Raw genomic sequence first — 25,144 nt, 5'->3', positions numbered from 1 at the left:
CTGTCTGCGCCAGGGCCAGGACTGGCCGACGGGCCCGGACGGTCCCGAGGCACAGGACGGCACGCCCCAGGACCGCGCGACGGCCACGGACGATGCCCCGGATGCCCGCGCCACGCGGCCGGCCCGCGACCCGCGCGCAAGGCCCACGGCTGCCGGGCGGCCGGCGCGGGTGCCGGTCCGGCGGGTCCGGTGGCGAAGGCGCCTGCCGGGCGCCCGGCGCCCGGTGCCGGGGACGGGACGGCCTTCGGGCGGGGTGCCGTCACCCTGACCGGCCCCCTCGCCGGCAGGGGCGCGCCCGGTGTCGCCGGACCGGGTGAGCGGGGAGGCGCCGGGCCGTCCCGCGCGGCGGATGCGGCGAGGGCGGCCCAGGGAGGCGCGGGGCAGCGGACGGGGGGCGTCTTCCCGGGGCGGGCCGTCACCGCCCGGGGCGCGGGCCCCCGGCACGGCAGCCGTGGGCCTTGCGCGCGGGTCGCGGGCCGGCCGCGTGGCGCGGGCATCCGGGGCATCGTCCGTGGCCGTCGCGCGGTCCTGGGGCGTGCCGTCCTGTGCCTCGGGACCGTCCGGGCCCGTCGGCCAGTCCTGGCCCTGGCGCAGACAGTGGCGCAGAGTCTCCGGGTCGATCCCCGCGTTGCACGCCTGGTGGAGCAGCTGGGCGAAGACATAGCCCGGATCGGCGCGGAGGGCCAGGCCGAGGGCGACCCGGGCGGACGGCTCGTCGCCCGTCGCCCAGGAGACCCAGCCGGCCAGCGTGAGAGGTGCCGCCGCGTGCGCCTGGTAGAGACCGGCGCACCGGCGGGCGAGGGCCCGCCACAGCCGCAGGGCGGGCGCGGCGTCGGCGCCCTCCATCCACTGCGCCGCGCGATCCCGTGTCCGGCGGTCCTGGAGGCCGAGGATCGCCGTGGCGGCCTCCTGGGGCGAGATGAGACGGTCGTCCTCCGCGTCGGCCGCTGCGGCGGAGACGCCGGCTGACTCGCCGGGGGACGACCGTGCGAGGCGGTCCATGAGACGGCGGGCGAGGGCGAGGGTCTCGACGGCGATGGCACGCCGCCCGCTCTCCTCCAGGGCCCGGGACAGGAGCGCCGCTCCCGTGTCGTCCAGGGCGCGCGTCTGGGCCATGACGCCGGAGGTGGTCCGGGGGGCCAGGCGTGCCTCCATCTCCTTCTGGCTGCCCCGCACCCGCACACCCGCGTAGGCGGCAGCGGCGGCCATGACCGAGGTGCCGGGGAGGGCGAGGGGCGTCCCTCCGGGCGGGCAGCAGCGGACGTCGGGGCAGCAGTAGGACCAGAAGCGGCCGTCCGAGACGCACAGGGCCTCCAGGACGGGGACGTCCAGCGCGCCGCAGGCCGTCCGCAGCCGCTGGGCGAGCGGCCTCAGCCGCTCCATGACCTGCTCGCCGCTCTCTTCGGGCTCGGGATCCCGGCAGAGGAAGACGACCATCCCGTCGGGGCGCTCCCCGCGCCGCTCACTGCCGTGGACGAGGCAGCCCGCGAGCTGCTCCGCCACTGGGGACCACTCCGCCGGGGACCGCGGGATGCCGAGCCTGACCCGCCCCCCGAACCGGCCCCGGCGGCCGTGCAGGGCGACGAGCACGATCGAGTCGCTGGGCTGGAAGCCCATCATGTACGGGAGGGCGTCGGCGAGTTCGGCGGGGCTGCGCAGGGTGATCTGCTGTGCGTCCGGAAGGCCGGTGAGTGATTCACGATGCTTGCTCATGGCATGACCGTCTCGCGGACTTGATCCCGTCGCGACCCCCTGTGGACAACTTGTCCACAGGCAGTGGGCGCGGTTCGCGCGTTGTCGGTGCCATCGGGTTGCATGGGGGCATGACCAACGCAGACCGTGCGGAGCTCAGGGCCGCCGCCGACTCCGTCCTCGCCCGTCTCGTGTCCGACACCACGGGCACCGCCCGCCTGCGCGAGGACCAGTGGCGGGCGATCGAGGCCCTCGTGGCCGACAGGCGGCGCGCCCTGGTCGTCCAGCGCACGGGCTGGGGCAAGTCCGCGGTGTACTTCGTCGCCACATCGCTGTTGCGCGCCCGGGGCAGCGGGCCCACCGTGATCGTCTCCCCGCTGCTGGCGCTGATGCGCAACCAGGTGGAGGCCGCGGCGCGTGCGGGCATCCGCGCCCGGACGATCAACTCCTCCAACACCGAGGAATGGGAGACGGTGCAGGCCGAGGTGGCCTCGGGGGCGGTGGACGTGCTCCTCGTGAGCCCCGAGCGCCTCAACAATCCCGACTTCCGCGACCAGGTGCTGCCCAGCCTCTCGGCCGCCACCGGCCTGCTGGTGGTGGACGAGGCCCACTGCATCTCCGACTGGGGCCACGACTTCCGCCCGGACTACCGCAGGCTGCGCACCATGCTCGCGGACCTGCCGCAGGGCGTTCCCGTCCTCGCCACCACCGCGACGGCCAACGCCCGGGTGACGGCCGACGTCGCGGAGCAGCTCGGCACCGGAGCCGGCACGGACGCCCTGGTGCTGCGCGGGCCGCTCGACCGGGAGAGCCTGAGCCTCGGCGTGCTGCAACTGCCCGACGCCGCCCACCGGCTGGCCTGGCTCGCCGACCACCTCGGCGAGCTCCCCGGCTCGGGCATCATCTACACCCTGACCGTGGCGGCGGCCGAGGAGGTCACGGCGTACCTGCGTCAGTGCGGCCACGTGGTGGCGTCGTACACCGGCCGCACGGAGAACGCGGACCGGCAGCAGGCGGAGGACGATCTGATCGCCAACAGGGTCAAGGCCCTCGTGGCGACATCGGCGCTCGGCATGGGCTTCGACAAGCCCGACCTCGGCTTCGTCGTGCACCTCGGCTCGCCGTCCTCCCCCATCGCCTACTACCAGCAGGTGGGCCGCGCCGGCCGTGGTGTGGAGCACGCCGAGGTGCTCCTGCTGCCGGGCAAGGAGGACGAGGCGATCTGGCAGTACTTCGCCTCGGTGGCGTTCCCGCCCGAGGAGATGGTGCGGCGCACCCTGGACGTGCTCGCCGCTGCGGACCGCCCCCTCTCGCTCCCGGCGCTGGAGCCGCTGGTCGAGCTCCGCCGCACCCGGCTGGAGACCATGCTGAAGGTCCTCGACGTGGACGGCGCGGTGCGCCGGGTGAAGGGCGGCTGGACGGCGACGGGCCGGCCCTGGACGTACGACGCGGAGCGGTACGCGTGGGTGGCCCGCCAGCGGGAGGCCGAGCAGCAGGCGATGCGGGACTACGCACGGTCGACCGGCTGCCGGATGGAGTTCCTCCGGCTCAGGCTGGACGACGATCAGGCCGCACCGTGCGGCCGCTGCGACAACTGCGCGGGGGCCCGCTTCGACGACAAGGTGTCGGCGGGTGCCCTGGACGCCGCACGCGGGGAGCTCGGCCGGCCGGGCGTGGACCTGGAGCCCCGCAAGATGTGGCCCACGGGACTCCCCGCCGTGGGCATCGGCCTCAAGGGCCGTATCCCGGAGGGCGAACAGTCCTTCACGGGCAGGGCGCTCGGCAGGCTCTCCGACATCGGCTGGGGCAACCGCCTGCGCCCCATGGTCGACGCCCGGGCAGCCGACGCCCCGGTCCCGGACGACATGCTCGGCGCGGTGGTCACGGTCCTCTCCGACTGGGCGCGGAGCCCGGGTGGATGGGCATCGGGGGCGGCCGACGCCCCTGCCCGGCCGGCGGGCGTGGTCACCGTCGCGTCCCGCTCCCGGCCGGTGCTGGTCGGCTCCCTCGGCAGCCGCATCGCGGAGGTGGGGCGGATGCCGCTGCTGGGGTCCGTCGAGTACGCCCCCGAGCAGGCGGACCGTCACTTCTCGCGCACCAACAGCGCGCAGCGGGTCCGCGCGCTGCACGAGGCCTTCGTCCTTCCGGAGGCCCTGGCCGAAGCGGTGGCACAGGCCGGCGGCCCCGTGCTGCTGGTCGACGACTACGCGGACAGCGGCTGGACGCTGGCGGTGGCGTCCCGACTCCTGCTCAGGTCGGGCGCGAAGGGGGTGTTCCCGCTGGTTCTCGCCGTCCAGTCCTGATAGCTGACGAGCCGTCAGGTCGCTGTGCCTGCGCACGGCGACGGCACGGTCGCCCACGGTCCCGGAGCGGGTGTCGGGTTCCGGCCAGAGTGCGACGGGAGAGAGTGAATGGGCGTCGAGTGGGCAGGGATATGAGCCACATATCAACCGATTCCCGTCGGTCCCGCCAAATTGCTCGTTGCCGCAGGGTCATGCGACAGGAAGAATTGAACTGCTCCCCGCTCGGGCCCGATCGGTCCTGATGGGCCCTGCTGCGGTGCGCCCTCACCCGACACCCCTGCCCGCTCTGTGGGCGCGTATGCGAAGGGAGGACCGTGACCTTCGGATTCGCTTCGTCCGCAGCCTCTTCGATCACCCCGTCGACAGGCTCCGCCAGCCGCCTTGCCCGCATGCTGGAGCCCGCCGAGTGGGCGGCGGCGGGGATCCCGCTGCTGCGCAACCCGCGTGAGGTGGTCAGTGGCCTGCACGCCCGGCACAGTCCGGCGCCGACGACCGCCGTCGTCGCCGTACTCGACCACGAGGAGCGACTGGCGGCCAGCGCGTCGTTCTCCCGCCGCCCGGCTCCCGCGGACGGCTGGGACTTCCGCAACGCGCTCCTGGCCCACCTGCGCCGTGTCATCCCGCACGATCTGCGCCGACGCACCCCGGTGCGGACCGCGGTGCTGCTCTACTGCCGTGAGGGCGACGAGCGCTGGACGGAGGAGGACGGCGCGTGGATGTGGGGGCTGCGCGACGCGTGCACGCTCCACGGGCTGCGCTGCGGCGCGTACATCACGCTGACGCGGGGCGGCTGGCAGGTGCTGGGTGAAGGCCGCGGCGGCCGCCAGCCCAGCTCGACGTCACGGCCCGGCCGCCTGTCCGACGCGTCGTTCGACAGCTCACCGGCACTCCTGCGCACCGCGGGCGGGGCGACCGACGCTCTGCGGCGCACCGCCGCCCGCTGAGGGAGGCCGGCGGGCACTCGGCACGCGCGTCCGGTCCGCGACGGCCCGGGCCGGCGGACACCCGGCACGCGCGTCCCGCCCGCGACGGCCCGGGCCGGCGCGCCCCCGGCTGCCACTCGGGACAGCCGGGACACGACGACGCGAGGCCCCGCCCCGGTCGGAGCCGAGGACACTCGACCGACCGGGCGGACCAGGCTCTCCCGCCCGGGCAAGGCCATCACGGCCGTCACGGCGTCACGGCACGCGAGCCCAGCAGGGCCCGCATGGGCGACGTCAGACGCCGGCGCCGAGGACCGCGTCGATCCGCTGGGGGTCGCCGCAGACGATCAGCAGCGTGGCAGCCTTGGCCAGCGCCGCGGGCAGCACCCGGGCGGCCGCCTCGTCGCTGCCGCCGTTGACGGCCACGACGACCACGGGACGGGCTGCCGCACGCTGCACGGCCACGCCGTCCGCGTAGAACACGTCGTCACGGGCGTCCTGCTGGGCCCAGTAGGCGGACTCGCCGAAGGAGAGTTCGTGGGCGGCCCACGGGTGCTGCTCGCCAGTGGTGAGGACCAGCACCTCGCCGGGCGCGCGGCCCGAGTCGAGCAGCATGTCGACCGCCTCGTCGGCGGCGTCGAGGGCGCCGCCCTCCGGGGCGGGGATCAGCTGGATCTGCGGCGCGGGGGCCTTCTCCTTGCCGGGCTGCTGGGGCTTGCGGGCGGCCGGCGCGGGACGCTGCGCCGACGGGGCGGGCCGGGCCGGGCCGGGCCCCGGGTGTCCGGGACGCGGTGAGGCCGCGGAACGCGGGCCGGGTACGGGACGAGGGGTCGGCGCGGTGCGGCCGGTGGCCGGCGTGACGCGGGGACCCTGGGCGCTCTCGTGAATCTGAGGCTCCTCGGGGATGAGAGGCATGGGTGGATGTCTATCAAATGCCGGTGCGCAAGGCATCGGCGGGTGGGCACAGGAGTGCGAGTGGCTGCCGAGCAGGTGCGGTTCAGAAGTCGAAGCCGAGCTGGCCCCCGCTTTCCAGCGCCGCCGCCTCCGGAGTGATCCGGATCTTCTTCAGGTGCCGCCATCGCGGCAGCCCGTCGAGATACGCCCAGCTGAGCCGGTGGTGCGGGGTGGGCCCCAGTTCCGCGAGCGCCGCCTTGTGCACGGGCGAGGGGTACCCCGCGTTCTCGGCAAAGCCGAAGACGGAGAACTCGCCCTGCAGTTCGGCCATCATGGCGTCCCTGCGCACCTTGGCGATCACCGAGGCCGCGGCCACGGCCACACACGACTGGTCGCCCTTGATCACCGTGCGCACCTGCCACGGCACGCCGAGGTAGTCGTGCTTGCCGTCGAGGATGACCGCGTCGGGGCGCACCGGCAGGCCGTCCAGGGCGCGCACGGCCGCGAGCCGCAGCGCGGCCGTCATGCCGAGTGCGTCGATCTCCTCGGGAGAGGAGTGCCCGAGGGCGTACGCGGTGACCCAGGACTCCAAGTGGTCCGCGAGCTCGGTACGCCGCTTCGGGGCGATCAGCTTGGAGTCGGTGAGCCCTGGGGGCGGGCGGCGCAGTCCGGTGATCGCCGCGCAGACGGTCACCGGTCCGGCCCAGGCCCCCCGGCCCACTTCGTCGATGCCTGCGACGATCCTGGCTCCGGTGGTGGCCCGGATCGATCGCTCGACTGTGTGGGTGGGTGCTTCGTACGGCATGGCGCCAGCAAGGGTACGCCGCCGGGGACGGCGGGCGACACCCGGATTCCGTCACGACTTCGACAACCCGCCGCGTGCGCCGCGCACCGGACCGGCCGGGGGTGCGGGAGGGGCGGGCCCGGGAGGTCAGCCGTCGCCGCTGCGGAGCAGGGGGACCATCACACGGTCGACCATCTCGGCGATGTCCTGGTCCGGCCATTCGCTTCCGCACACCTTGCTGCGGTACATCAGCAAGCCGGGAACCACGTCGAAGACCAGCTCGCAGACGGCGTCGGCCCGCACGTCCCCCCGCCGCACGCCTCGTTTCACCACGTCCCGGAAGAGCCGGGTGGACGGGTCGATCACCCGGCTCACGATGACACCCTGGAAGCGCTCGGCGGATGCCGCGTCGCATTCGTGAAGCACGGCGCGCAGCGCGAGCCCCGACCGGGAGAACATCGCGTCGCGCACGTCACGGCACACCTGGTACAGGTCCTCCCGGATGCAGCCCCGGTCGGCGGCTTCGTCCAGCACGGGGATGCCCGCCTGGAGGGCGTCGACGACCAGCTCCTCCTTCGAGGGCCAGCGGCGGTACACGGCCGCCTTCCCCGTCTGCGCGGCGGCGGCGACCCCTTCCATCGTGAGGCCGCTCCACCCCACGGTGCTCAGCTGCTCCAGGGCGGCTTCCAGAATCGCACGCTCCAGCACGGGTCCCCGCCGGCGCAGCGGCGCCGTCGGGGGCCGGCCGGCAGGAGCCCAGCGCGAAGTGACCATGACCATCTCTCCGTTGGGGACTGCGGACACAGTGAACGCTTGCGTTCACTGCGGGGGAATCTCTACGGTTGACAGGCGCGAGTGAACGGGTGCGTTCACTAACTTCGTTGTGGGGGATACGACATGACTGCCTCTCAGTTAGCGGTGCAGGCCAGTGGTCCGGGAGCGGCCGGACGCCCGGGACGACCAGGTGTCGCGCTGGCGGTGATCGCGACACTCCAGCTCATGGTGGTCCTCGACTCGACGATTGTGAACATCGCGCTCCCCCACATCCAGGGTGCTCTCGACTTCACCACCACACAGCTGTCCTGGGTGATCAACGCCTACACCCTGACCTTCGGCGGCCTGCTGCTGCTCGGCGGGCGGGCCGGTGACATCCTCGGTCGCCGCAGGGTCTTCGTCTCGGGTGTCGTGCTGTTCACCGTCGCCTCGCTCCTCTGCGGCATCGCCCAGGAACCGTGGCAGATGCTCGCGGCCCGCGCCCTCCAGGGGGTCGGCGGCGCCATAGCCTCGCCGACCGCGCTCGCCCTGATCACGACCACCTTCCGGGAGGGCCCCGAGCGCAACCGCGCCTTCGGGATCTTCGCCGCCGTCTCGGCCAGCGGCGCGGCCATCGGCCTGCTGGCCGGCGGCATGCTGACCGAATGGCTCGACTGGCGCTGGGTGTTCTACGTGAACCTGCCCATCGGCGCCGCGATCGTGCTCCTCGCGCCGATGTACATCAACGAGTCCGAGAAGGCCGCGGGCCGGTTCGACGTGCTGGGCGCCCTCACCTCGACGCTCGGCATGGCCTCCCTGGTCTACGGCTTCATCCGGGCGTCCGAGGACGGCTGGCGCGACGGGCTCACCCTCGGCGCGTTCGGCGCGGCCGTCGTCCTGCTCGTCGGCTTCGTCCTCGTCGAGCGGCGCGCGGCGGACCCCATCACCCCGCTGCGGATGTTCGCGGACCGCAACCGTTCGGGCACGTACCTGATCATGATGAGCCTCGCAGCGGCGATGTTCGGGATGTTCTTCTTCATCGTGCTCTTCGTGCAGAACGTGCTCGGCTACAGCCCGATCGCCTCCGGCCTGGCGTTCCTCCCGGTGACGGTGATGATCGTCGTCGCCTCGGGGCTCTCCTCGAAGCTGCTCCCGGTCCTCGGCCCGAAGCCGTTCCTCGTCACCGGCGCGGTGCTGACGGGGTCGGGGATGGCCTGGCTGACGGCGATCTCCCCGCACAGCTCCTACGCGGGTGGCATCCTCGGACCGATGCTGCTCTTCGGCTTCGGCATGGGGCTGGTGTTCGTGACGGCGACGCTGACCGCGGTGTCCGGCGTGGCCAAGCACGAGTCGGGCGCGGCCTCCAGCCTGCTCAACGCCACACAGATGGTCGGCGGCTCGCTGGGGCTGTCGATCCTCATGACGCTGTTCGGCACGGCCGGCCGCGAGGAGGCCGAGCGGCAGCTCCCGTCGTTCCTGGCGGAGGCGACCCCCGCTCAGAAGGATGCCTTCGCTGCGACGGGGGAGCTTCCCGCGCCGTGGGCCAGCCAGGTGCTGACCGAGGGCATATCCACCGCCTTCTGGGCGGGTGTGGCCCTCGTGGCGGTGGCCGCCGTGACGGCCCTGGTCGTCGTGCGGGTACGCCGGAGCGACCTGGAGGCGCTGAGCGGCGCGGCGGGCCCCGGCGGGCACGCGGGGTGACCGCACCCTAGGCGGGCCGCGCGGCCCGTCACGGTACGGGCCGCGCGGGGGGCGGTCCGTACCGTGACGGGCGCGGGGTTCAGGCTCCGGGCGCCCCGGGCAGCCAGTCCGGCAGGTCCTCGGTGCGCTCCAGCCAGGTCGCGGGCGGGCGGCCCCCGGCGGCCGCGGCCACGACGCCGCAGGCGATCGCGCAGGTGGTGTCCACGTCACCGCCCACCTGGGCCGTGGTCCAGAAGGTCCGCTCGAAGTCGCCGAGTGAGCGGGCCGCCGACCACAGAGCGAACGGCACGGTGTCGTGGGCGCTGGTGCGCCGGCCGCTGCCGAGCACCGCGGCGACCGTGCCGGCGTCCCCGTAGTCGAGCATGTCCCGTGCCCTGCGCAGCCCGGCGCCGACCGCGCTGCGGGGGACGAGGGCGACCACGCCGTCGAGCAGTTCCCCGGGCCCCGGCGGGCCGGCCGGGTTCGCGGCGAGCGCCGCCGCGGCGGCCACCGCCATCGCGCCCACGACCGCCTCGCGGTGCTGGTGGGTGGTGTAGGAGGAGATCTCGGCCTGGTGGGTGGCCTGTTCAGGGTCGTCCGCGTACCACGCGCCGAGCGGCGCGATCCGCATCGCCGACCCGTTGCCCCAGGAGCCCTGGCCGTTGAAGAGTTCGGCGGCGAGGACCCGCCAGTCATCCCCCTCCCGTACCAGGCGCAGCAGCCGGTTGACCGCAGGTCCGTAGCCGCGGTCGAAGTCGTGGTGCTCGGCGAACGACCGTGCGAGGGCGTCCTGGTCGACCCGGCCGTGCCGGGCGAGCACCGCCAGCACGGAGCAGGCCATCTCGGTGTCGTCGGTCCACTGCCACGGCGACGGCGGCAGCTCACGCCGCTTGAGCAGGGGATAGTTCGAAGGAACAAAGAACTGGGAGCCCAGTGCGTCTCCCACGGACAGTCCGCGCAGGCTGTCCAGGGCGCGTGCGAAGCGCCGCTCGGATGAGGAATCAGCGGTCATCTTCCTGCCACTCTATCCGGTGACGCCGTACGGCTCGGGGGTCCGCCACCGCGCGAACGGCCGGTCCAGCGCGTAGCGGCCGTCGCTCCGGAGTTCCAGGACCCGCATCTCTCCGTTGTCCGGATTCGACAGCGACTCGAACTCGGCCACGGACCAGTGGAACCACCGCATGCAGAACAGCCGCATGGTGAGCCCGTGGGTGACCAGCAGCACGTTCGGCGGGTGGTCGGGCGACTCGAAGGAGCGGTGCAGGCTCTCCAGGAACGCGCCGACCCGGTCGTAGACGTCCGCCCCGGACTCGCCCTGCGCGAAGCGGTAGAAGAAGTGCCCGTAGGCGTCCCGGTACGCCTTCTGGAGGCGTACGTCCTCGCGGTCCTGCCAGTTGCCCCAGTCCTGCTCGCGCAGCCGGGGCTCCTCGCGGACCCGTACCTGCTCGGGGTCGAGCCCGAAGGCGCGGAACGTCTCGTGGGTGCGGCGGTAGGGGGAGATGTAGACGCTGATCCGCTCGTCGCCGAAGAGCCCGCGCAGCCGGCCGCCGGTCTCCTCGGCCTGGACCTGCCCCCGGTCGGTCAGCCGGAGCGCGTGGTCCGGCTCGCGTTCGTAGACCGTGTCGTCGGCGTTGCCCACCGATTCCCCGTGCCGGACAAGGACGATGCGTCGCGGTCGTGCCATACCCCGACCTTACGGGGTGTCCGCCGGTCCCCGGCGGGCGCGCCCGGCCCGCCCCCACGGGAAGGACGCGAGGTCAGACCGTCCAGGACGGTTCCAGCTCGACGACGTCCCCGGCCAGCGCGGTGACATCGGCCTCGGTCTGCGCCCGCAGCAGGAGTCTCTCGATCCGTTCCGTGCGGTACTTGCCGTGCTCGGCCGCGGACGCCCACAGCGACATGATCAGGAACTCGTTGCCCGGCGCCTCGCCGAACACCCCGCGCACCATGCCGGGAGAGCCGGCCATCGCCGGGTTCCACACCTTCTCCTGCATCAGAGAGAAGTGCTCCACCCGGTCGTCGCGGACCCGGCAGTGCGCGACGCGCAGCACGTCCGCGTCCGTGAACCTCGGCTCGAAACCGGTCTTCACGTCGAAGCGGTAGTCGAACAGCTTGGTCTGGATGTCCTTGTACGTCCCCGACTGGCCGGCGGCGAGCCGATCGTGGGACCGCGCCATGAACGAGTCGTAGAAGGGACGGCTCTCCCAGAACGCGACGACATGGGCGACGTTCGGCCGTATCCGGCTCCAGCCGCCGCCCTGTCCCCGGAAGCCCGGCTCGCCCGGGAGCCCCGCCCACTTCCGCTGCCCCCGCTCGAAACCGCGTCGGTCGACCACGGTGCAGCGAATCCACTTGACCAGCACGGCGCCATCGTACGGCGCGGAACGTGGCGCGGGTCACTGTCCGGCGGAGCCCGCCCCGGTGTGCGACGGTGCGCCGGGCATGCGCCAGGGGCATCGTGCGGGGCGCCGCCGCGTGTCCGGCGAACCGCACGGCGAGGGCCGCGGGATCCCCGGCGAAACCGCTACCGGGGCGGGCGGGGCGCCGGGACAATGATCTGCATGACGTCTCTGCACTCCCATCCGCTCTTCTCCCGGCTCGAGTCCGCCCGACGCGTCCTGGTGGCCGGGGCGGGCGGCGGATTCGACGTCTACGCGGGCCTGCCGGTGGCCCTGTCGCTGATGCACCAGGGCAAGGACGTCACGCTCGCCAATCTGACGTTCAGTGCCGTCGAGGGGCTCCCGCTCGACGCCTGGCTCGCCCCCGACGTCGCCCGGATCACCCCCTCGACCTCCCTCCACCAGACGTACTTCCCCGAGCGCACCCTCGCCTCCTGGCTGGACCTGCACGGCTACCCGAGCACGGTCCACGCCTTCGCCCGGGTCGGTGTGCAGCCGCTGCGCGCCGCCTACCGCGCGCTGATCGACGCGTACGACATCGACGCGGTGGTACTCGTCGACGGCGGCACCGACATCCTGATGCGCGGTGACGAGACCGGGCTGGGCACCCCGGAGGAGGACCTGACGAGCGTCGCCGCCCTGGCCGGGATCGACCTGCCGGAACGCCTGGTCGTCTCCGTGGGCTTCGGTGTCGACGCCTATCACGGAGTGAGCCACGGCCTCGTGCTGGAGAACATCGCGGCGCTGGAGACCGACGGGGCGTATCTGGGCGCGTTCTCGGTGTCACGGACGACGCGGGAGGGCGCCCTGTTCCTCGACGCGGTGGCGCACGCGCAGGCCCATACCCCCGACCACCCCAGCATCGTCAACGGTTCCATCGCCGCGGCGGTGCGCGGGCTGTTCGGCGACATCCAGTTCACGACGCGCACTCGCGGCAGCGAGCTGTTCGTCAACCCGCTGATGTCCCTGTGCTTCACCTTCGAACTGGAGGGGATAGCGCGCCGCTGCCTCTATCTGGACCGTATCGAGAACACCCACCTCATCCGGCAGGTCAGCAGTGCGATCGCCGAGTTCCGGGACGAGGTGGTCTCGCCTCGGCCGCCTCGCCGCATCCCGCACTGAGCGGATACGGTCGACCTTCCGAGCCTTCAACGCGCAAGGCGGGCAATCCAGTTACGGGGAGGAGATCCGGTGAGCAGCAGCCTCAGCAAGGGCGTCCGGAAGGCCGAGGTGTCCTTGAGATGGGACCCGAGCGCGCTGGGCGAACCGGCCCATGACCTCGACCTGGTGGCGGCGACGTACGAGGAGCAGGGCCCGGGCGGCAGCCCCGCCTACGCCGTGCACTTCGACAGCAGGTCGCCGGACGGGACGATCACCCTGACCCGCGACAGCCGGACCGGGCAGGGGTTCGGCGCCGACGAGGTCATGACGCTGGAGTTCGAGCGGCTGGCACCCGTGTACCAGCGGGTCGTGGTCGGCGTGGTCATCCAGCAGCAGTCGGGTCGCAGGACGTTCGGCGACATACGGAACGTCTCGGCACGGGTGGCGGAGGGCTACACGGAGCTGGCGGCGACGGATTTCGCGGCCGTCACCGGCAGCACCGCCGCGGTGGTGTGCGAGTTCCGCCGGGACACCACGGGAAGCTGGCAGCTCGCCGGGGGCCTGCGCGGCTTCGACGCGGATCCGGAGTCGTTCCTCGGTGTGATGGGCGGCTGAGCCCGGGCGCGGACACGGGACAGGGGAAGGGCCGGTCCGCCCGGGCGGACCGTTCCGGGGTTCCGCCACCCCTCGAGCAGCCGGTGTGCCGGCCGTACGCGCCGGAGGGCGGCGGGGCGGTTTCCCGCTCCGCCGCCCTCCGGGTGGTCACACCGCGACGGTGCCCGTGATCAGCTGCAGCCGCTGGTCGAGCCGCAGCCCTCGCAGATGTAGCAGGAGCCGGCCCGCTGCATCTTCGTGCCGCAGGAGAAGCAGAGCGGGGCGTCGGCGCTGATGCCGAGCTGCATCTCGACCAGTTCGGCCGAGGTGTGCGCCTGCTTGGGGGCCGGGATCTCCGCCGCCGGGGCGGCGACCGCCTTCAGCTCCTGCTGGACCGGCGCCGACTGGGCCAGGCCCTCGACGTCGACCTCGTCGTCCGACGGCTCGTAGGAGCCGGTCTCCAGGTGACGCTGACGCTCCTCGGCCGAGTGGATGCCGAGCGCGGAGCGCGTCTCGAAGGGCAGGAAGTCCAGCGCCAGGCGGCGGAAGATGTAGTCGACGATCGACTGGGCCATCCGCACGTCCGGGTCGTCCGTCATACCGGCCGGCTCGAAGCGCATGTTGGTGAACTTCGAGACGTAGGTCTCCAGCGGCACGCCGTACTGGAGGCCGACCGAGACCGCGATGGAGAAGGCGTCCATCATGCCGGCGAGGGTGGAGCCCTGCTTCGACATCTTCAGGAAGACCTCGCCGAGACCGTCGTCCGGGTAGGAGTTGGCGGTCATGTAGCCCTCGGCGCCACCCACGGTGAAGGAGGTGGTGATCCCGGGGCGGCCCTTGGGGAGGCGCTTGCGGACCGGGCGGTACTCGACGACCTTCTCGACCGCGGACCGGATGGTCTCCTCGGTCTTCGCCGTGACCTCGGCCTTCTCCTTCTCCTTGGTCTTGGCGGAGAGCGGCTGGCCGACCTTGCAGTTGTCGCGGTAGATCGCGAGCGCCTTGACGCCCAGCTTCCACGCCTCGAAGTAGATCTCCTCGACCTCTTCGACGGTCGCCGACTCCGGCATGTTGACCGTCTTGGAGAGGGCGCCCGAGATCCAGGGCTGGATCGCGGCCATCATCCGGACGTGGCCCATGGCGGAGATGGAGCGCTCGCCCATGGCGCAGTCGAAGACCTCGTAGTGCTCGGTCTTCAGGCCCGGCGCGTCGATCACGTTGCCGTTCTCGGCGATGTGGGCGACGATCGCCTCGATCTGCTCCGGCTGGTAGCCGAGGCGGCGCAGCGCCTGCGGGACGGTCCCGTTGACGATCTGCATGGAGCCGCCGCCGACGAGCTTCTTGAACTTCACCAGCGCGAGGTCCGGCTCCAGGCCGGTGGTGTCGCAGGACATCGCGAGACCGATGGTGCCGGTCGGGGCGATGACCGACGCCTGGGCGTTGCGGAAGCCGTTCTTCTCGCCGAGGCGCAGGACGTCCTGCCATGCCTCGGTGGCCGCGGCCCAGACCGGGGTGTCGAGGTCGTCCATGCGCACGGCCGCCGCGTTGGCGTCGGAGTGCTGCTTCATGACCCGCTGGTGCGGGGTCGCGTTGCGGGCGTAGCCGTCGTACGGGCCGACGACCGCGGCCAGCTCGGCGGAGCGCCGGTAGGAGGTGCCGGTCATCAGGGAGCTGATGGCACCGGCGAGCGCGCGGCCGCCGTCGGAGTCGTAGGCGTGGCCGGTCGCCATCAGCAGGGCGCCGAGGTTGGCGTAGCCGATGCCGAGCTGGCGGAAGGCGCGGGTGTTCTCGCCGATCTTCTGGGTCGGGAAGTCCGCGAAGCAGATGGAGATGTCCATCGCGGTGATGACCAGCTCGACGACCTTGGCGAAGCGCTCGACCTCGAAGGACTGGTTGCCCTTGCCGTCGTCCTTGAGGAACTTCATCAGGTTCAGCGAGGCCAGGTTGCACGAGGTGTTGTCCAGGTGCATGTACTCGCTGCACGGGTTCGAGCCGTTGATGCGGCCCGACTCCGGGCAGGTGTGCCAGTGGTTGATCGTGTCGTCGTACTGGATGCCCGGGTCGGCGCACGCCCAGGCCGCCTGCGCCATCTTGCGGAAGAGCGCCTTGGCGTCGACCTCCTCGATGATCTCGCCGGTCATCCGGGCGCGCAGGCCGAACTTCCCGCCGCTCTCGACGGCCTTCATGAACTCGTCGTTGACGCGGACCGAGTTGTTGGCGTTCTGGTACTGGACGGACGTGATGTCGTCGCCGCCCAGGTCCATGTCGAAGCCCGCGTCGCGCAGCGCGCGGATCTTCTCCTCTTCCTTCACCTTGGTCTCGATGAAGCCCTCGATGTCGGGGTGGTCGACGTCGAGGATGACCATCTTGGCCGCGCGGCGGGTGGCGCCGCCCGACTTGATCGTTCCTGCGGACGCGTCGGCGCCCCGCATGAAGGAGACCGGGCCGGAGGCGTTGCCGCCGGAGGAGAGCAGTTCCTTGGAGGAACGGATGCGGGAGAGGTTCAGGCCGGCACCGGAGCCGCCCTTGAAGATCATGCCCTCTTCCTTGTACCAGTCGAGGATCGACTCCATGGAGTCGTCGACGGACAGGATGAAGCAGGCGGAGACCTGCTGGGGCTGCGGCGTGCCGACGTTGAACCACACCGGAGAGTTGAAGCTGAAGATCTGGTGCAGCAGGGCGTAGGCGAGCTCGTGCTCGAAGATCTCGGCGTCGGCGGGCGAGGCGAAGTAGGAGTAGTCCTCGCCGGCCTTGCGGTAGGTCTTCACGATCCGGTCGATCAGCTGCCGCAGACCGGTCTCGCGCTGCGGCGTGCCGACCGCGCCGCGGAAGTACTTGCTGGTGACGATGTTGACCGCGTTCACCGACCAGAAGTCGGGGAACTCGACGCCACGCTGCTCGAAGTTCACCGAGCCGTCACGCCAGTTGGTCATGACGACGTCACGGCGCTCCCAGGCCACCTCGTCGTACGGATGCACTCCGGGGGTGGTGTGGATGCGCTCGACACGCAGGCCCTTGTTCGCCTTGGCTCCCTTGGTGCGGGACCCTCGTGCGGGGCCGCTCGTCGTCTCGGTCATGCCGCCTCCCATATACGGGCAAAAACGCCCTGATGTGCCCAGATCTTCCCGTGGCACGGTTTGTGTCTGTCGCCCCGGACGCCGCACAGCGGCGCCCCGGACAGGTCATGTGCCGCCCCGGACGGCCGGGGAGACTGTCCGCCAGTCTCCGACCCGGCCGGCCGCTGTCCTCAGTCGGCGGCGGTGGCGGGGACAGGGACCTCGGCGGCCCCGGCGCTCCCGCGCTCCTTCACAGGTGGCCGCCCGTCGCGGAGCTCCGCGATGGCGGCCTCGAAGTCCTCGAGTGAGTCGAACGCCCGGTAGACGGACGCGAACCGCAGGTACGCGACGAGGTCGAGTTCCTGCAGGGGGCCGAGTATGGCCAGACCCACGTCGTGGGTGGTCAGCTCGGCGCTGCCGGTGGCGCGTACCGCCTCCTCGACCCGCTGGCCGAGCTGGGCGAGGGCGTCCTCGGTGACCGGCCGCCCCTGGCACGCCTTGCGCACGCCGGAGATGACCTTGGTACGGCTGAAGGGCTCCGTCACGCCGCTGCGCTTGACGACCATCAGCGACGCGGTCTCCACCGTCGTGAAGCGGCGGGAGCAGTCCGGACACTGCCGGCGGCGTCGGATGGACGTGCCGTCGTCGGTCGTACGACTGTCGACGACGCGGCTGTCGGGGTGCCTGCAGAAGGGACAGTGCATGGCTCCCAACCCCTCCTTCACAGCATGGCGACATGGCCTCATCAGGCCCGCTGAGCCCCCCGAAGCAGCCACAAGCATAGGCGATGCCCGCGGCGTCGAAGACCGGGGGACCACAACTTCTGGGCGGTCGACACAATCCAACCACTAGATCTGGGGTTTGGCCGCACCGGCCACCCTCAGCGCGTGTCGCACGGCACGGACCGGGCACACGGTGTGCGACACCGATCCACGGAGCGCACACGGCGACCGCGGGCGACCTCGAAGAGGACTGCGGCCCGCACCGGCGGGGTGCACCGCGAGGGCGCACGCGAGGGACGGGCCGTCCGGCGTGGCCGCCGTGACCGCCCTCGGCGGCGAAGGCTACCGTAGTCGCCACGTGTCCCCGGTGATCCCGGTAGGCCGTTCGCACATACACCCTGATGAGCGGGCATCTCAAGGAATCCGCAGTTTTTCACTCGAACGTGTGTTTGGCGCAACCTTTCGAAACCAACTACCGTTGTCCAGCTAGGGAGACCATTCGAGAGGGGCCGACGTGACCACCACCGCTGACAGTGCCGCCATCACTGCCCAGGACCGCTCCCAGAACCGATTCGAGCCGGTGCATGCCATGAATGACGCAGCCACGCCCCCGGAGGGCCCCCAGCCCACCCGCTCGCTGCCCGGCAGGCCCCCAGGGATCCGGGCCGACAGCTCCGGCCTCACCGACCGGCAGCGGCGCGTCATCGAGGTGATCCGCGACTCCGTGCAGCGCCGGGGCTACCCGCCGTCGATGCGCGAGATCGGCCAGGCGGTCGGTCTCTCCAGCACCTCCTCCGTCGCCCACCAGCTGATGGCGCTGGAGCGGAAGGGCTTCCTGCGCAGGGACCCGCACCGTCCCCGCGCGTACGAGGTCCGCGGATCCGACCAGCCGAGCACCCAGCCGACGGACACCACCGGCAAGCCCGCGGCCTCCTACGTGCCGCTCGTCGGCCGCATCGCGGCCGGTGGCCCGATCCTCGCCGAGGAATCCGTCGAGGACGTCTTCCCTCTCCCCCGCCAGCTCGTCGGCGACGGCGAACTGTTCGTGCTCAAGGTCGTCGGCGACTCGATGATCGAAGCCGCGATCTGCGACGGCGACTGGGTCACCGTCCGCCGTCAGCCCGTCGCGGAGAACGGCGACATCGTCGCCGCGATGCTGGACGGCGAGGCCACCGTCAAGCGCTTCAAGCGTGAGAACGGCCATGTCTGGCTGCTCCCGCACAACGCCGCCTACCAGCCCATCCCGGGCGACGAGGCCACGATCCTCGGCAAGGTGGTGGCCGTGCTCCGGCGGGTGTGACCACCCCCGGCTCCGACCGGACCCCGGGACCTACTGCGCCGGTCCCGGGGTCCTGCTGTGTCCCGTGACCGGGCGAGCACCGGACCTCGCCGACGCGTGCGGCGCGACCGGGAGACATGCGGCACGAGCGGGAGACGCGTACGCGCGCGACCGGCAGACATACGCGCCCCAGCCGGGAGACGCGTACGCGCGCGACCGGGAGGCATACGCAAGGCCCGGAGACGTCCGCCCGGCCGGGAGGACCCGCGCAGCCCGCCCCCGCGGGCGGACGCCGCTACGCGCCGCCGGCCTTCGCCGCCGCGTCGATCGCGGCCAGCGACCGCCGCGCCTGGTTGCGGTCGGTGGTGTACCAGAAGTCCGGCAGCGACGCCCGCAGATAGCTCCCGTACCGGGCGTTGGCCAGCCGCGGATCGAGCACGGCGACGACACCGCGGTCCCCGGTGGCCCGCACCAGCCGTCCGGCCCCCTGGGCCATGAGCAGCGCCGCGTGCGTCGCCGCGACCGCCATGAAGCCGTTGCCGCCGGCCTCCTCCACGGCCTTCTGCCGCGCGCTCATCAGCGGGTCGTCCGGCCGCGGGAACGGGATGCGGTCCATGACCACCAGCTGGCAGCTGGCGCCCGGCACGTCCACGCCCTGCCACAGCGACAGCGTGCCGAACAGGCAGGTCTCCGGATCGCCGGCGAAGGTCTTGATCAGCTCGCCGAGCGTCTCCTCGCCCTGGAGCAGGATCGGCTTGTCCAGCCGCCCCCGCAGCTCCTCCGCGGCCGCCTGAGCCGCCCGCATCGACGAGAAGAGCCCCAGCGTGCGGCCGCCCGCCGCCTCCACCAGCTCGGCCAGCTCGTCCATCATGTCGGCGCGCGAGCCCTCACGGCCCGGTGTCGCCAGATGGCGCGCCACGTAGAGGATGCCCTGCTTCGGATAGTCGAAGGGCGAGCCGACGTCCAGGCCCTTCCACTGGGGCACGTCCTCTCCCCCGGTGCCTTCGGGCGCCAGGCCGAGGGAGGCGCCGACGCCGTTGAAGTCACCGCCGAGTTTCAGGGTGGCGGAGGTGAGGACCACCGACCGCTCGGCGAAGAGCTTCTCGCGCAGCAGCCCGGACACCGACAGCGGCGCCACCCTCAGGGAGGCCCCGAACCGGTCGTGCCGCTCGTACCAGACGACGTCGTACTCGGAGCCCTGGGTGATCCGCTCGGCCACGGCGTGGATGCTCTCCACCGACGCCAGCGCCTGCTTGCGCACGGCGTCCTCGTCCTGGACCGACTTGTCGCGCGTCGAGCCCATGGCGCCGATCACCGTGCGGGCCGCGTCGCGCAGGGCCATCAGCGCATAGCCGAGGTCCTCGGGGATCGTCTCCAGACGGCCCGGCAGGGCCAGCTCCATGACGCGCTCGAACCCCTCGGAGGCGGTCTGGAGGGCGTCCGCCGCCTTCTCGTTGACCAACTTCGCGGCCCGGCGGACCGCGCGGTTGACCTGGCCCGGGGTGAGCTCGCCCGTGGCGACGCCCGTCACCCTGGACACCAGCTCATGCGCCTCGTCCACGATGAGCACCTCGTGCGGGGGCAGGACCGGCGCTCCCTCGATCGCGTCGATCGCCAGCAGGGCGTGGTTGGTGACGACGACGTCCGCGAGCTTGGCGCGCTCGCGGGCCATCTCCGCGAAGCACTCCGCCCCGTAGGCGCACTTGGAGGCGCCCAGGCACTCCCGGGAGGAGACCGAGACCTGGCTCCAGGCCCGGTCCGAGACACCCGGGGTCAGGTCGTCCCGGTCGCCCGTCTCGGTCTCGTCGGCCCAGTCCCGCATCCGCAGCAGGTCCTGGCCGAGCCTGCTCGTCGGGGCGGCGGCCTCGAACTGGTCGAAGAGGCCCTCCTCCTCGTCCTGCGGGGCGCCCTCGTGCAGCCGGTGCAGGCAGAGGTAGTTCGACCGGCCCTTGAGCATGGCGAACTCGGGCCGCCGTCGCAGCAGCGGGTGCAGCGCGTCGACCGTGCGCGGGAGGTCGCGCTCGACCAGCTGGCGCTGGAGCGCGAGGGTGGCGGTGGCGACGACGACCCGCTCGCCGTGCGCCAGGGCGGGCACCAGGTAGCCGAGCGACTTGCCGGTGCCGGTGCCTGCCTGCACCAGGAGGTGGGAGCTGTCGTCGATGACCTCGGCGACGGCCTCGGCCATGCTGGCCTGTCCGGGCCGTTCCGTGCCGCCCACGGCGGTGACGGCGGCGTGCAGGAGGTCGGGGAGGGATGGCTTCGTCATAGCCCGGCCAGCCTACGGGTCGCCACTGACAGCGCGATCACTTCGCGCCGTCCTCACCGTGCCGCCAGCGGATTGGCCACGGTGCCGTGCACGGCGGCGTGGGGCCGCCGGGGGCGGTCGCGGTAGCCGTCGAGATGGAGGCGGTTGCGGTTGAGACAGAGCCGGTCGATGCGTTCCGTGAGCAGGTCGAACAGTTCGTAGCGCTCCTTCAGGTCGGGGAAGAGTGCCTGGTGGCGGAGGATCTCCTCCCTGACCAGGGCGAAGAAGCGCTCCTCGGGGACACCGAGCTGGTCCTCGGCGAGCGGGGCGAGGTAGCGGAAGACGCCCACGAACAGTCCGGCGTGGATGAACTGGGTGAGGGAGGCCGGCTCCTCGGTCAGCAGCACCCCGCGCACCTCGTCCGGCATGGTGTCGTGCTCGGGCAGCGGCTGGGCGCTCACGTTCACGTCGTCGACGAAGTCCTTGATCGCCAGCCGCACCGGGACGTCGTGCTCGTCGTAGACCACGATGGCGTTCTCGCCGTGCGGGGAGAAGACCGTCCCGTAGCGGTAGAGGAACCGCAGCAGCGGCGGGAGAAGCGCCGCGAACAGGCGCTGGAGCCAGACCGCGGGCGCCAGCCCCGAGCGCTCCACCAGCTCGGCCACGAAGGCGCGGCCCTGCGGGTCGGTGTGCAGCAGGGAGGCGAGGGTGCGCGCCCGTTCGCCGGGATCGAGGCGGGGCGGCAGGGGCTCGCGCCAGATGGCTCCCAGCAGCTCCTTGTACTGGTACGGCACGTCGTCGAGCCGGTCGTACAGCGGATGCTCGACCGTCACCGAGGCGACCTCGCCGAGCAGGATCACCCGGCACTCGTCTCGCAGGAAGGCGTCCGCGTCCCGCAGGCCCTGGACCCAGGCGGTGACGGCGGGGGCGGCGAGCGTGCGCTCGGTCGGCAGTCCGCGCCAGACCAGGGTGTTGAGGACGGACAGCGGCAGCTTGACGGTGTGGCGCTCGGGGCGGTCGGTGTTCACGAAGGTGCGGACCGACTGCTGCGGCAGGCGCAGATCGCCGTCGGTGGGCAGCGGCACGATCTCGCGGCGGGCGACGGCGGGCGCGTAGAGCGGGAGCAGCACCTCGTCCCACTGCCAGGGGTGCACCGGCAGGAGCAGGTAGGCGGCGGGGTCCAGGCCCTGCTCGACGAGCGCGGCGTCGAATCGGGTGCGGGTGGCCTCGTCGAGTTCGCGGGTGTAGAGGTCCGGCGGCAGCGCGAGGGCGGGGACACCCCGGTAGGCGGCGAGCCGGGTGCTGACCGCGATCCAGGGCAGGGCGGCGGGGCGCCGGGACTCGGGTGCCCAGCGGGCGGTGTCGGAGGCGGCGAAGCCGATGCGGCCCTTGTTCAGCACGATCCACGGGTGTCCGGTCTGGTGGCCCTCCAGTTCGGCGTAGCCGAGGCCGGCCAGCTCGGCGGCGGTGAGGGCGGTGTGGTCGAGCGCGGTGTCCGCGGTGAGGGTGACGGAGAGCTCGCGGAGCAGATGACCGAGCGTGGCGCCGTCGATGCCGAGGGTCTCCCGGGCCCGGGAGAGAAAGGCGAGCGGGTCGCCGAAGGGCCGCCCGTCCCAGGCGAGGGAGCCGGCCTCGACGCGCCAGCCGCCGTAGGCGCCGCGCCGGGCCCGGAAGGTGAGGCGGCCGGCGGCGCCGAGGTCGAGGACGTACGGGGCGGCCGCGGCCCGGCCGGCGTCGTCCCCCGCGGGACCGGCCGGCTGCGGTGTGAGGATCTCCTCGTACGCGAACTCGCCGATCATCTTGGCCAGCAGGCGGCTCCCGGCCCGGTCCCAGTTCCGCGCGGTCAGGCCGGGCGGGGTGCTGAGCACGGCCGGCGGCGGGGCGCCGGGAAGGGTCGTGGAGTCAGGTCGGGCAGGGGTGTTCGGCACGGGGACTCCTCGGGTGGGTCCGATGCGGGTCGGATGTATGGAACGCGGCGGCTCGGTCACAGCACCCCCCGCAGCGCACGCTCCCGGATCATGAGCGCGGCCCGCTTCCCGGGCAGGGCGAGCTCGGCGGAGAAGCGGAACCCGGCGGTAAGGAACGCGGACACGGAGGGGGTGTTGCGCACATCGGGTTCGGCGACGACCCGGGTGCAGCGCGGCCGGCTGTCCAGGACGAGATCGGCGACGGCCCGCAGCAGCACGGACCCCACTCCGCGGCCGCGGTCCCGGGAGCCGCCGATCAGGACGTGCACGCCGACGTCGTGCGGACGCGCCGGGTAGTGCCGGGCCAGGGGGTCGAGGTCGGCCCGGTAGATCTCGAAGTAGCTCATCGCGGTGGAGCCGAGGACGCCCAGGCACGGTGTGCTGTGGCCGGCGGCGAGCTGTGCGCGCAGGTGCGCCAGGGTGACGGACGCGGGGCCCGCGAGCTCCCAGTAGGCCGCCACGGCCGGGTCGTTCATCCAGCCGGCCAGCAGATCGAGGTCCCGCTCCGGGACGACGGGCACCAGGTGGAGGTCCCCTGCCGGGGTGGGGGCCGGCCCCAGCAGGGCCGGTCCCCACGGCCCGGCCGCTGCGTCCCCGGGAGCGCTGCGGGCGCCGGGCACGGCCCGGCCTGCGGGCGCGGCGGAGGAGCCGTGGGCGACGGGGTCCGGGTGTGCGCCCTGGGCACGGGGAGCGGCGGGGGCGGGTGGGCCGTCCGGCCGGGCATGGTCCCGGGCGACGGCCGCGTCGTCTGCCCCGCGCACTGCGGGTATGGGCACGGGCGGTCTCTCTTCTCGTCGAAGGCGGCGGGCGGGGCGCTCGTCAGCGGGCCCGCGAGGACGGGCCGGCGGCTCAGGAGCGGAGCGGGTTGGCGAGGGTGACGTAGACGGACTGGGTGTCGACGGGGCCGACGAGTTCGTCGAGACCCCGCAGGCGGGTCAGCAGGTTCGCCTTGGACCGGAGCACGTCCGCGTCGAGGAGCTGCGCGGGCAGCGGTGAACCGAGGCCGGTGTGGGCGGCCAGGAAGCGGCGCAGGGCCGCGAGGAGCACCCGCTCGTCCGCGAGGTGCTGGGATCCGAAGGCGCCGATCAGCCCGAGCACGTTGTTGATCCCGAGGTAGTAGGCGAAGCGCTCGTCGGTGACGGCGTCGGCGACGAAGGTGTCGCTCGCGCTGCCGATGCCCGGCAGGCTGCGGTCGAGCGCTTCGCGGTGCGACTCCCGGAAGTAGTAGCCCTGGTTGTCCCGGTAGCGGCCGCCCGTCGGCCAGCCCTCCGGGTCGAGGAGGACGAGCGTGTTCTGCTGATGGGCCTCCAGGGCGACGCCCGCCGTGGCGTCGAGCCAGAGCACCGGCAGGACGACCTTGTCGAGGTAGCGCAGGAACCACTCGGCGGAGACGGCCGTGCGGGGGCGGCCGGTGCGGGCGGCGAGCCGGTCGACGACGTCGGCCAGCCGCGAGTACGTCCCCGTGCGCCCCGGCCAGGGACGGGGCGAGGTGAGGGCGGCGATGCAGACGGCGTCGTCGCCGGGGCCGAAGGGGTTGTGGCGCAGGACGACGTCGAGGCCGGCGACGGGCCCTCTGCCGGGTACGTCCACCCCGAGCCAGGCCGGGTCGCGGACGATGTCGAAGCCGGGGTGGGCGGCGCGCCACCGGTCGCCGAGTCCCGTGCGCAGCAGCCGGTGCACCTCGACGCCCCGGTGCAGTTCCTTGCGGAGGTTCTCCCGGCGGGAGTTGGTGATCCGCACCCCGAGGGAGAGTTTGAGCATCGCGGGCGCGCCGGGCCGGTGCACGGTGCGGACCGAGGAGGTGGGGTGCCAGGCCTCGCCGTGCGCCCCCAGGTCGTGGAGAAGTCCGGCGTCGAGGAGAGCGGCCACGGCCGGGCGGTGCACGAGGTCGCGCGCCTGCCAGGGGTGGAGGGGCAGGAGGGCGCATCCCGCCGGGGCGGCGAGGTGCCCGGCCAGACGGGAGGTCAGCTGCTCGGCTGCGAGCGGGCGGCCCTGTTCGGTCCAGGCGGAGTCGGTGGCGAGGACGGAGCGGTCGACGGCCATCCAGTGCAGGGGGAAGGCGCCGTGCAACTCCGGCGAATAGCGCCGCACCTCGGACTCGGACAGCCCCTCCCGGCTCTTCGGCGCGGGATGCAGGGGGTGGCCGAGGAGCAGCGACTGCTCGGCGGTGAGGAAGAGGTCGGCGTATGCGGGCGGCGCCGGGCGGCGGCGCCGCTCGGCGAGGAACAGCGCGGTGTGCCGTACGGAGTCGGCGACGCGGCCCACGAGGTCGGCGCCCTCGGCCTGCCCGGCCTCCCGGCCGAGCAGGGCGGCGACGGTGACCGCGTCGGCGGTGCCGGACCCGTACGGGCTGCCCTCCAGGACAGGGGGCCCGAAGCGGTGCCAGCCGGCGGCCGACCAGTGGCGGACGGGGACGTGCAGGGCGGTGCCGCTGGCGTCGAGGGGGACGCGCAGGGTGTCGCCCTCGGGGGCGGGGAGGCCGTTCTCCCGTACCCAGCAGCGCAGCAGGTTCTCGCAGGCCGCGCCGTCCGCCGCGCGGTAGGGGTCGGGGTCGTCGAGGTGGTCGGGGGCGCCCGCGTCGGGGCCCGTGCGCAGGGCGTCGTCGAGGCCGCCGCCCAGCTGGCGGGGCACCGTCGCCGTCTCGCACGCGAGCGGGCCGCCCGTCGTGCCGCGCTCGTGGGGCGCGGCGGCGGGGCGGCCGTGGGCCTCGGGCACTTCGGGTCCGGCACCGCCGACGCGGTCACCGTCGCCGCCC

The 25,144-nt window shown here is 73.0% G+C and carries 18 protein-coding genes and 1 pseudogene; 6 read left to right on the top strand and 13 right to left on the bottom strand.

Annotation, left to right across the window (positions count from 1 at the left end):
* Positions 1 to 324 precede the first annotated feature (324 nt).
* Positions 325 to 1,713: pseudogene (locus EAO77_RS15060) on the bottom strand (DUF4192 family protein); the annotation flags it as partial.
* A gap of 110 nt (positions 1,714 to 1,823) precedes the next feature.
* Here EAO77_RS15060 and EAO77_RS15055 point away from each other — a divergent pair.
* Together EAO77_RS15055 and EAO77_RS15050 are read left to right on the top strand one after the other, a co-directional pair.
* Positions 1,824 to 3,995 (top strand): RecQ family ATP-dependent DNA helicase, encoded by a 2,172-nt coding sequence (locus EAO77_RS15055; RefSeq protein WP_147988485.1) that lies wholly within the window; start codon positions 1,824 to 1,826, stop codon positions 3,993 to 3,995.
* A gap of 314 nt (positions 3,996 to 4,309) precedes the next feature.
* Positions 4,310 to 4,939 carry a hypothetical protein gene (locus tag EAO77_RS15050; protein WP_147988484.1) on the top strand — a complete coding sequence of 210 codons (630 nt, stop codon included), beginning with the start codon at positions 4,310 to 4,312 and terminating at the stop codon, positions 4,937 to 4,939.
* Positions 4,940 to 5,212: 273 nt separating this feature from the next.
* Here EAO77_RS15050 and EAO77_RS15045 read toward each other — a convergent pair whose 3' ends face one another.
* From EAO77_RS15045 to EAO77_RS15035, 3 genes are all read right to left on the bottom strand, one after another.
* Positions 5,213 to 5,833 (bottom strand): hypothetical protein, encoded by a 621-nt coding sequence (locus EAO77_RS15045; RefSeq protein ID WP_147988483.1) that lies wholly within the window; start codon positions 5,831 to 5,833, stop codon positions 5,213 to 5,215.
* An 82-nt stretch (positions 5,834 to 5,915) separates the two neighbouring features.
* Positions 5,916 to 6,617: a ribonuclease HII gene (locus EAO77_RS15040; RefSeq protein ID WP_147988482.1), complete on the bottom strand. Its 702-nt coding sequence runs from the start codon at positions 6,615 to 6,617 to the stop codon at positions 5,916 to 5,918.
* 126 nt (positions 6,618 to 6,743) lie between these two features.
* Entirely contained in the window at positions 6,744 to 7,370 is a 627-nt protein-coding gene (locus EAO77_RS15035) for a TetR/AcrR family transcriptional regulator (protein ID WP_147988481.1), read from the bottom strand.
* Positions 7,371 to 7,493: 123 nt separating this feature from the next.
* On the opposite strand from EAO77_RS15035, the gene EAO77_RS15030 reads away from it, so the two are divergent.
* Positions 7,494 to 9,050 (top strand): MFS transporter, encoded by a 1,557-nt coding sequence (locus EAO77_RS15030; protein ID WP_147988480.1) that lies wholly within the window; start codon positions 7,494 to 7,496, stop codon positions 9,048 to 9,050.
* A gap of 79 nt (positions 9,051 to 9,129) precedes the next feature.
* On the opposite strand, the gene EAO77_RS15025 is transcribed toward EAO77_RS15030, so the two are convergent.
* The 3 genes from EAO77_RS15025 to EAO77_RS15015 form a co-directional block, all read right to left on the bottom strand.
* Positions 9,130 to 10,041, bottom strand: coding sequence for an ADP-ribosylglycohydrolase family protein (locus EAO77_RS15025; protein ID WP_147988479.1), 912 nt, complete (start codon positions 10,039 to 10,041; stop codon positions 9,130 to 9,132).
* A gap of 12 nt (positions 10,042 to 10,053) precedes the next feature.
* On the bottom strand, positions 10,054 to 10,713 hold the full coding sequence (locus EAO77_RS15020) for a histidine phosphatase family protein (RefSeq protein ID WP_147988478.1): 660 nt from the start codon (positions 10,711 to 10,713) through the stop codon (positions 10,054 to 10,056).
* A gap of 73 nt (positions 10,714 to 10,786) precedes the next feature.
* Positions 10,787 to 11,392, bottom strand: a complete 606-nt coding sequence (locus EAO77_RS15015) for a YdbC family protein (protein WP_147988477.1) — start codon at positions 11,390 to 11,392, stop codon at positions 10,787 to 10,789.
* A 198-nt stretch (positions 11,393 to 11,590) separates the two neighbouring features.
* On the opposite strand from EAO77_RS15015, the gene EAO77_RS15010 reads away from it, so the two are divergent.
* On the top strand, positions 11,591 to 12,550 hold the full coding sequence (locus EAO77_RS15010) for a DUF1152 domain-containing protein (RefSeq protein ID WP_147988476.1): 960 nt from the start codon (positions 11,591 to 11,593) through the stop codon (positions 12,548 to 12,550).
* A 45-nt stretch (positions 12,551 to 12,595) separates the two neighbouring features.
* Positions 12,596 to 13,144, top strand: a complete 549-nt coding sequence (locus EAO77_RS15005) for a TerD family protein (RefSeq protein WP_147988475.1) — start codon at positions 12,596 to 12,598, stop codon at positions 13,142 to 13,144.
* A gap of 170 nt (positions 13,145 to 13,314) precedes the next feature.
* On the opposite strand, the gene EAO77_RS15000 is transcribed toward EAO77_RS15005, so the two are convergent.
* Complete coding sequence (locus EAO77_RS15000; protein WP_147988474.1) at positions 13,315 to 16,197, bottom strand: vitamin B12-dependent ribonucleotide reductase; 2,883 nt, start codon at positions 16,195 to 16,197, stop codon at positions 13,315 to 13,317.
* Between the two features lie 170 nt (positions 16,198 to 16,367).
* A complete protein-coding gene (gene nrdR / locus EAO77_RS14995) occupies positions 16,368 to 16,880 on the bottom strand; it encodes a transcriptional regulator NrdR (RefSeq protein WP_147988473.1) in 513 nt (170 codons plus the stop codon).
* A 532-nt stretch (positions 16,881 to 17,412) separates the two neighbouring features.
* Between nrdR and lexA the strand changes: the two genes are divergently transcribed.
* On the top strand, positions 17,413 to 18,198 hold the full coding sequence (lexA, locus tag EAO77_RS14990) for a transcriptional repressor LexA (RefSeq protein WP_147988472.1): 786 nt from the start codon (positions 17,413 to 17,415) through the stop codon (positions 18,196 to 18,198).
* 274 nt (positions 18,199 to 18,472) lie between these two features.
* Here lexA and EAO77_RS14985 read toward each other — a convergent pair whose 3' ends face one another.
* The 4 genes from EAO77_RS14985 to EAO77_RS14970 all read right to left on the bottom strand — a co-directional run bounded on the left by EAO77_RS14985 (position 18,473) and on the right by EAO77_RS14970 (position 25,104).
* On the bottom strand, positions 18,473 to 20,443 hold the full coding sequence (locus EAO77_RS14985) for an ATP-dependent DNA helicase (protein WP_147988471.1): 1,971 nt from the start codon (positions 20,441 to 20,443) through the stop codon (positions 18,473 to 18,475).
* Positions 20,444 to 20,496: 53 nt separating this feature from the next.
* A complete protein-coding gene (locus tag EAO77_RS14980) occupies positions 20,497 to 22,350 on the bottom strand; it encodes an IucA/IucC family protein (RefSeq protein ID WP_147988470.1) in 1,854 nt (617 codons plus the stop codon).
* Between the two features lie 56 nt (positions 22,351 to 22,406).
* On the bottom strand, positions 22,407 to 23,165 hold the full coding sequence (locus EAO77_RS14975; protein ID WP_147988469.1) for a GNAT family N-acetyltransferase: 759 nt from the start codon (positions 23,163 to 23,165) through the stop codon (positions 22,407 to 22,409).
* A gap of 73 nt (positions 23,166 to 23,238) precedes the next feature.
* A complete protein-coding gene (locus tag EAO77_RS14970; RefSeq protein WP_147988468.1) occupies positions 23,239 to 25,104 on the bottom strand; it encodes an IucA/IucC family protein in 1,866 nt (621 codons plus the stop codon).
* Positions 25,105 to 25,144: the final 40 nt, after the last annotated feature.

The sequence above is a fragment of the Streptomyces sp. T39 genome, assembly GCF_008042045.1.
Classification (GTDB): Bacteria; Actinomycetota; Actinomycetes; order Streptomycetales; family Streptomycetaceae; genus Streptomyces.
This window is presented reverse-complemented; position numbering and strand designations above follow the sequence as displayed.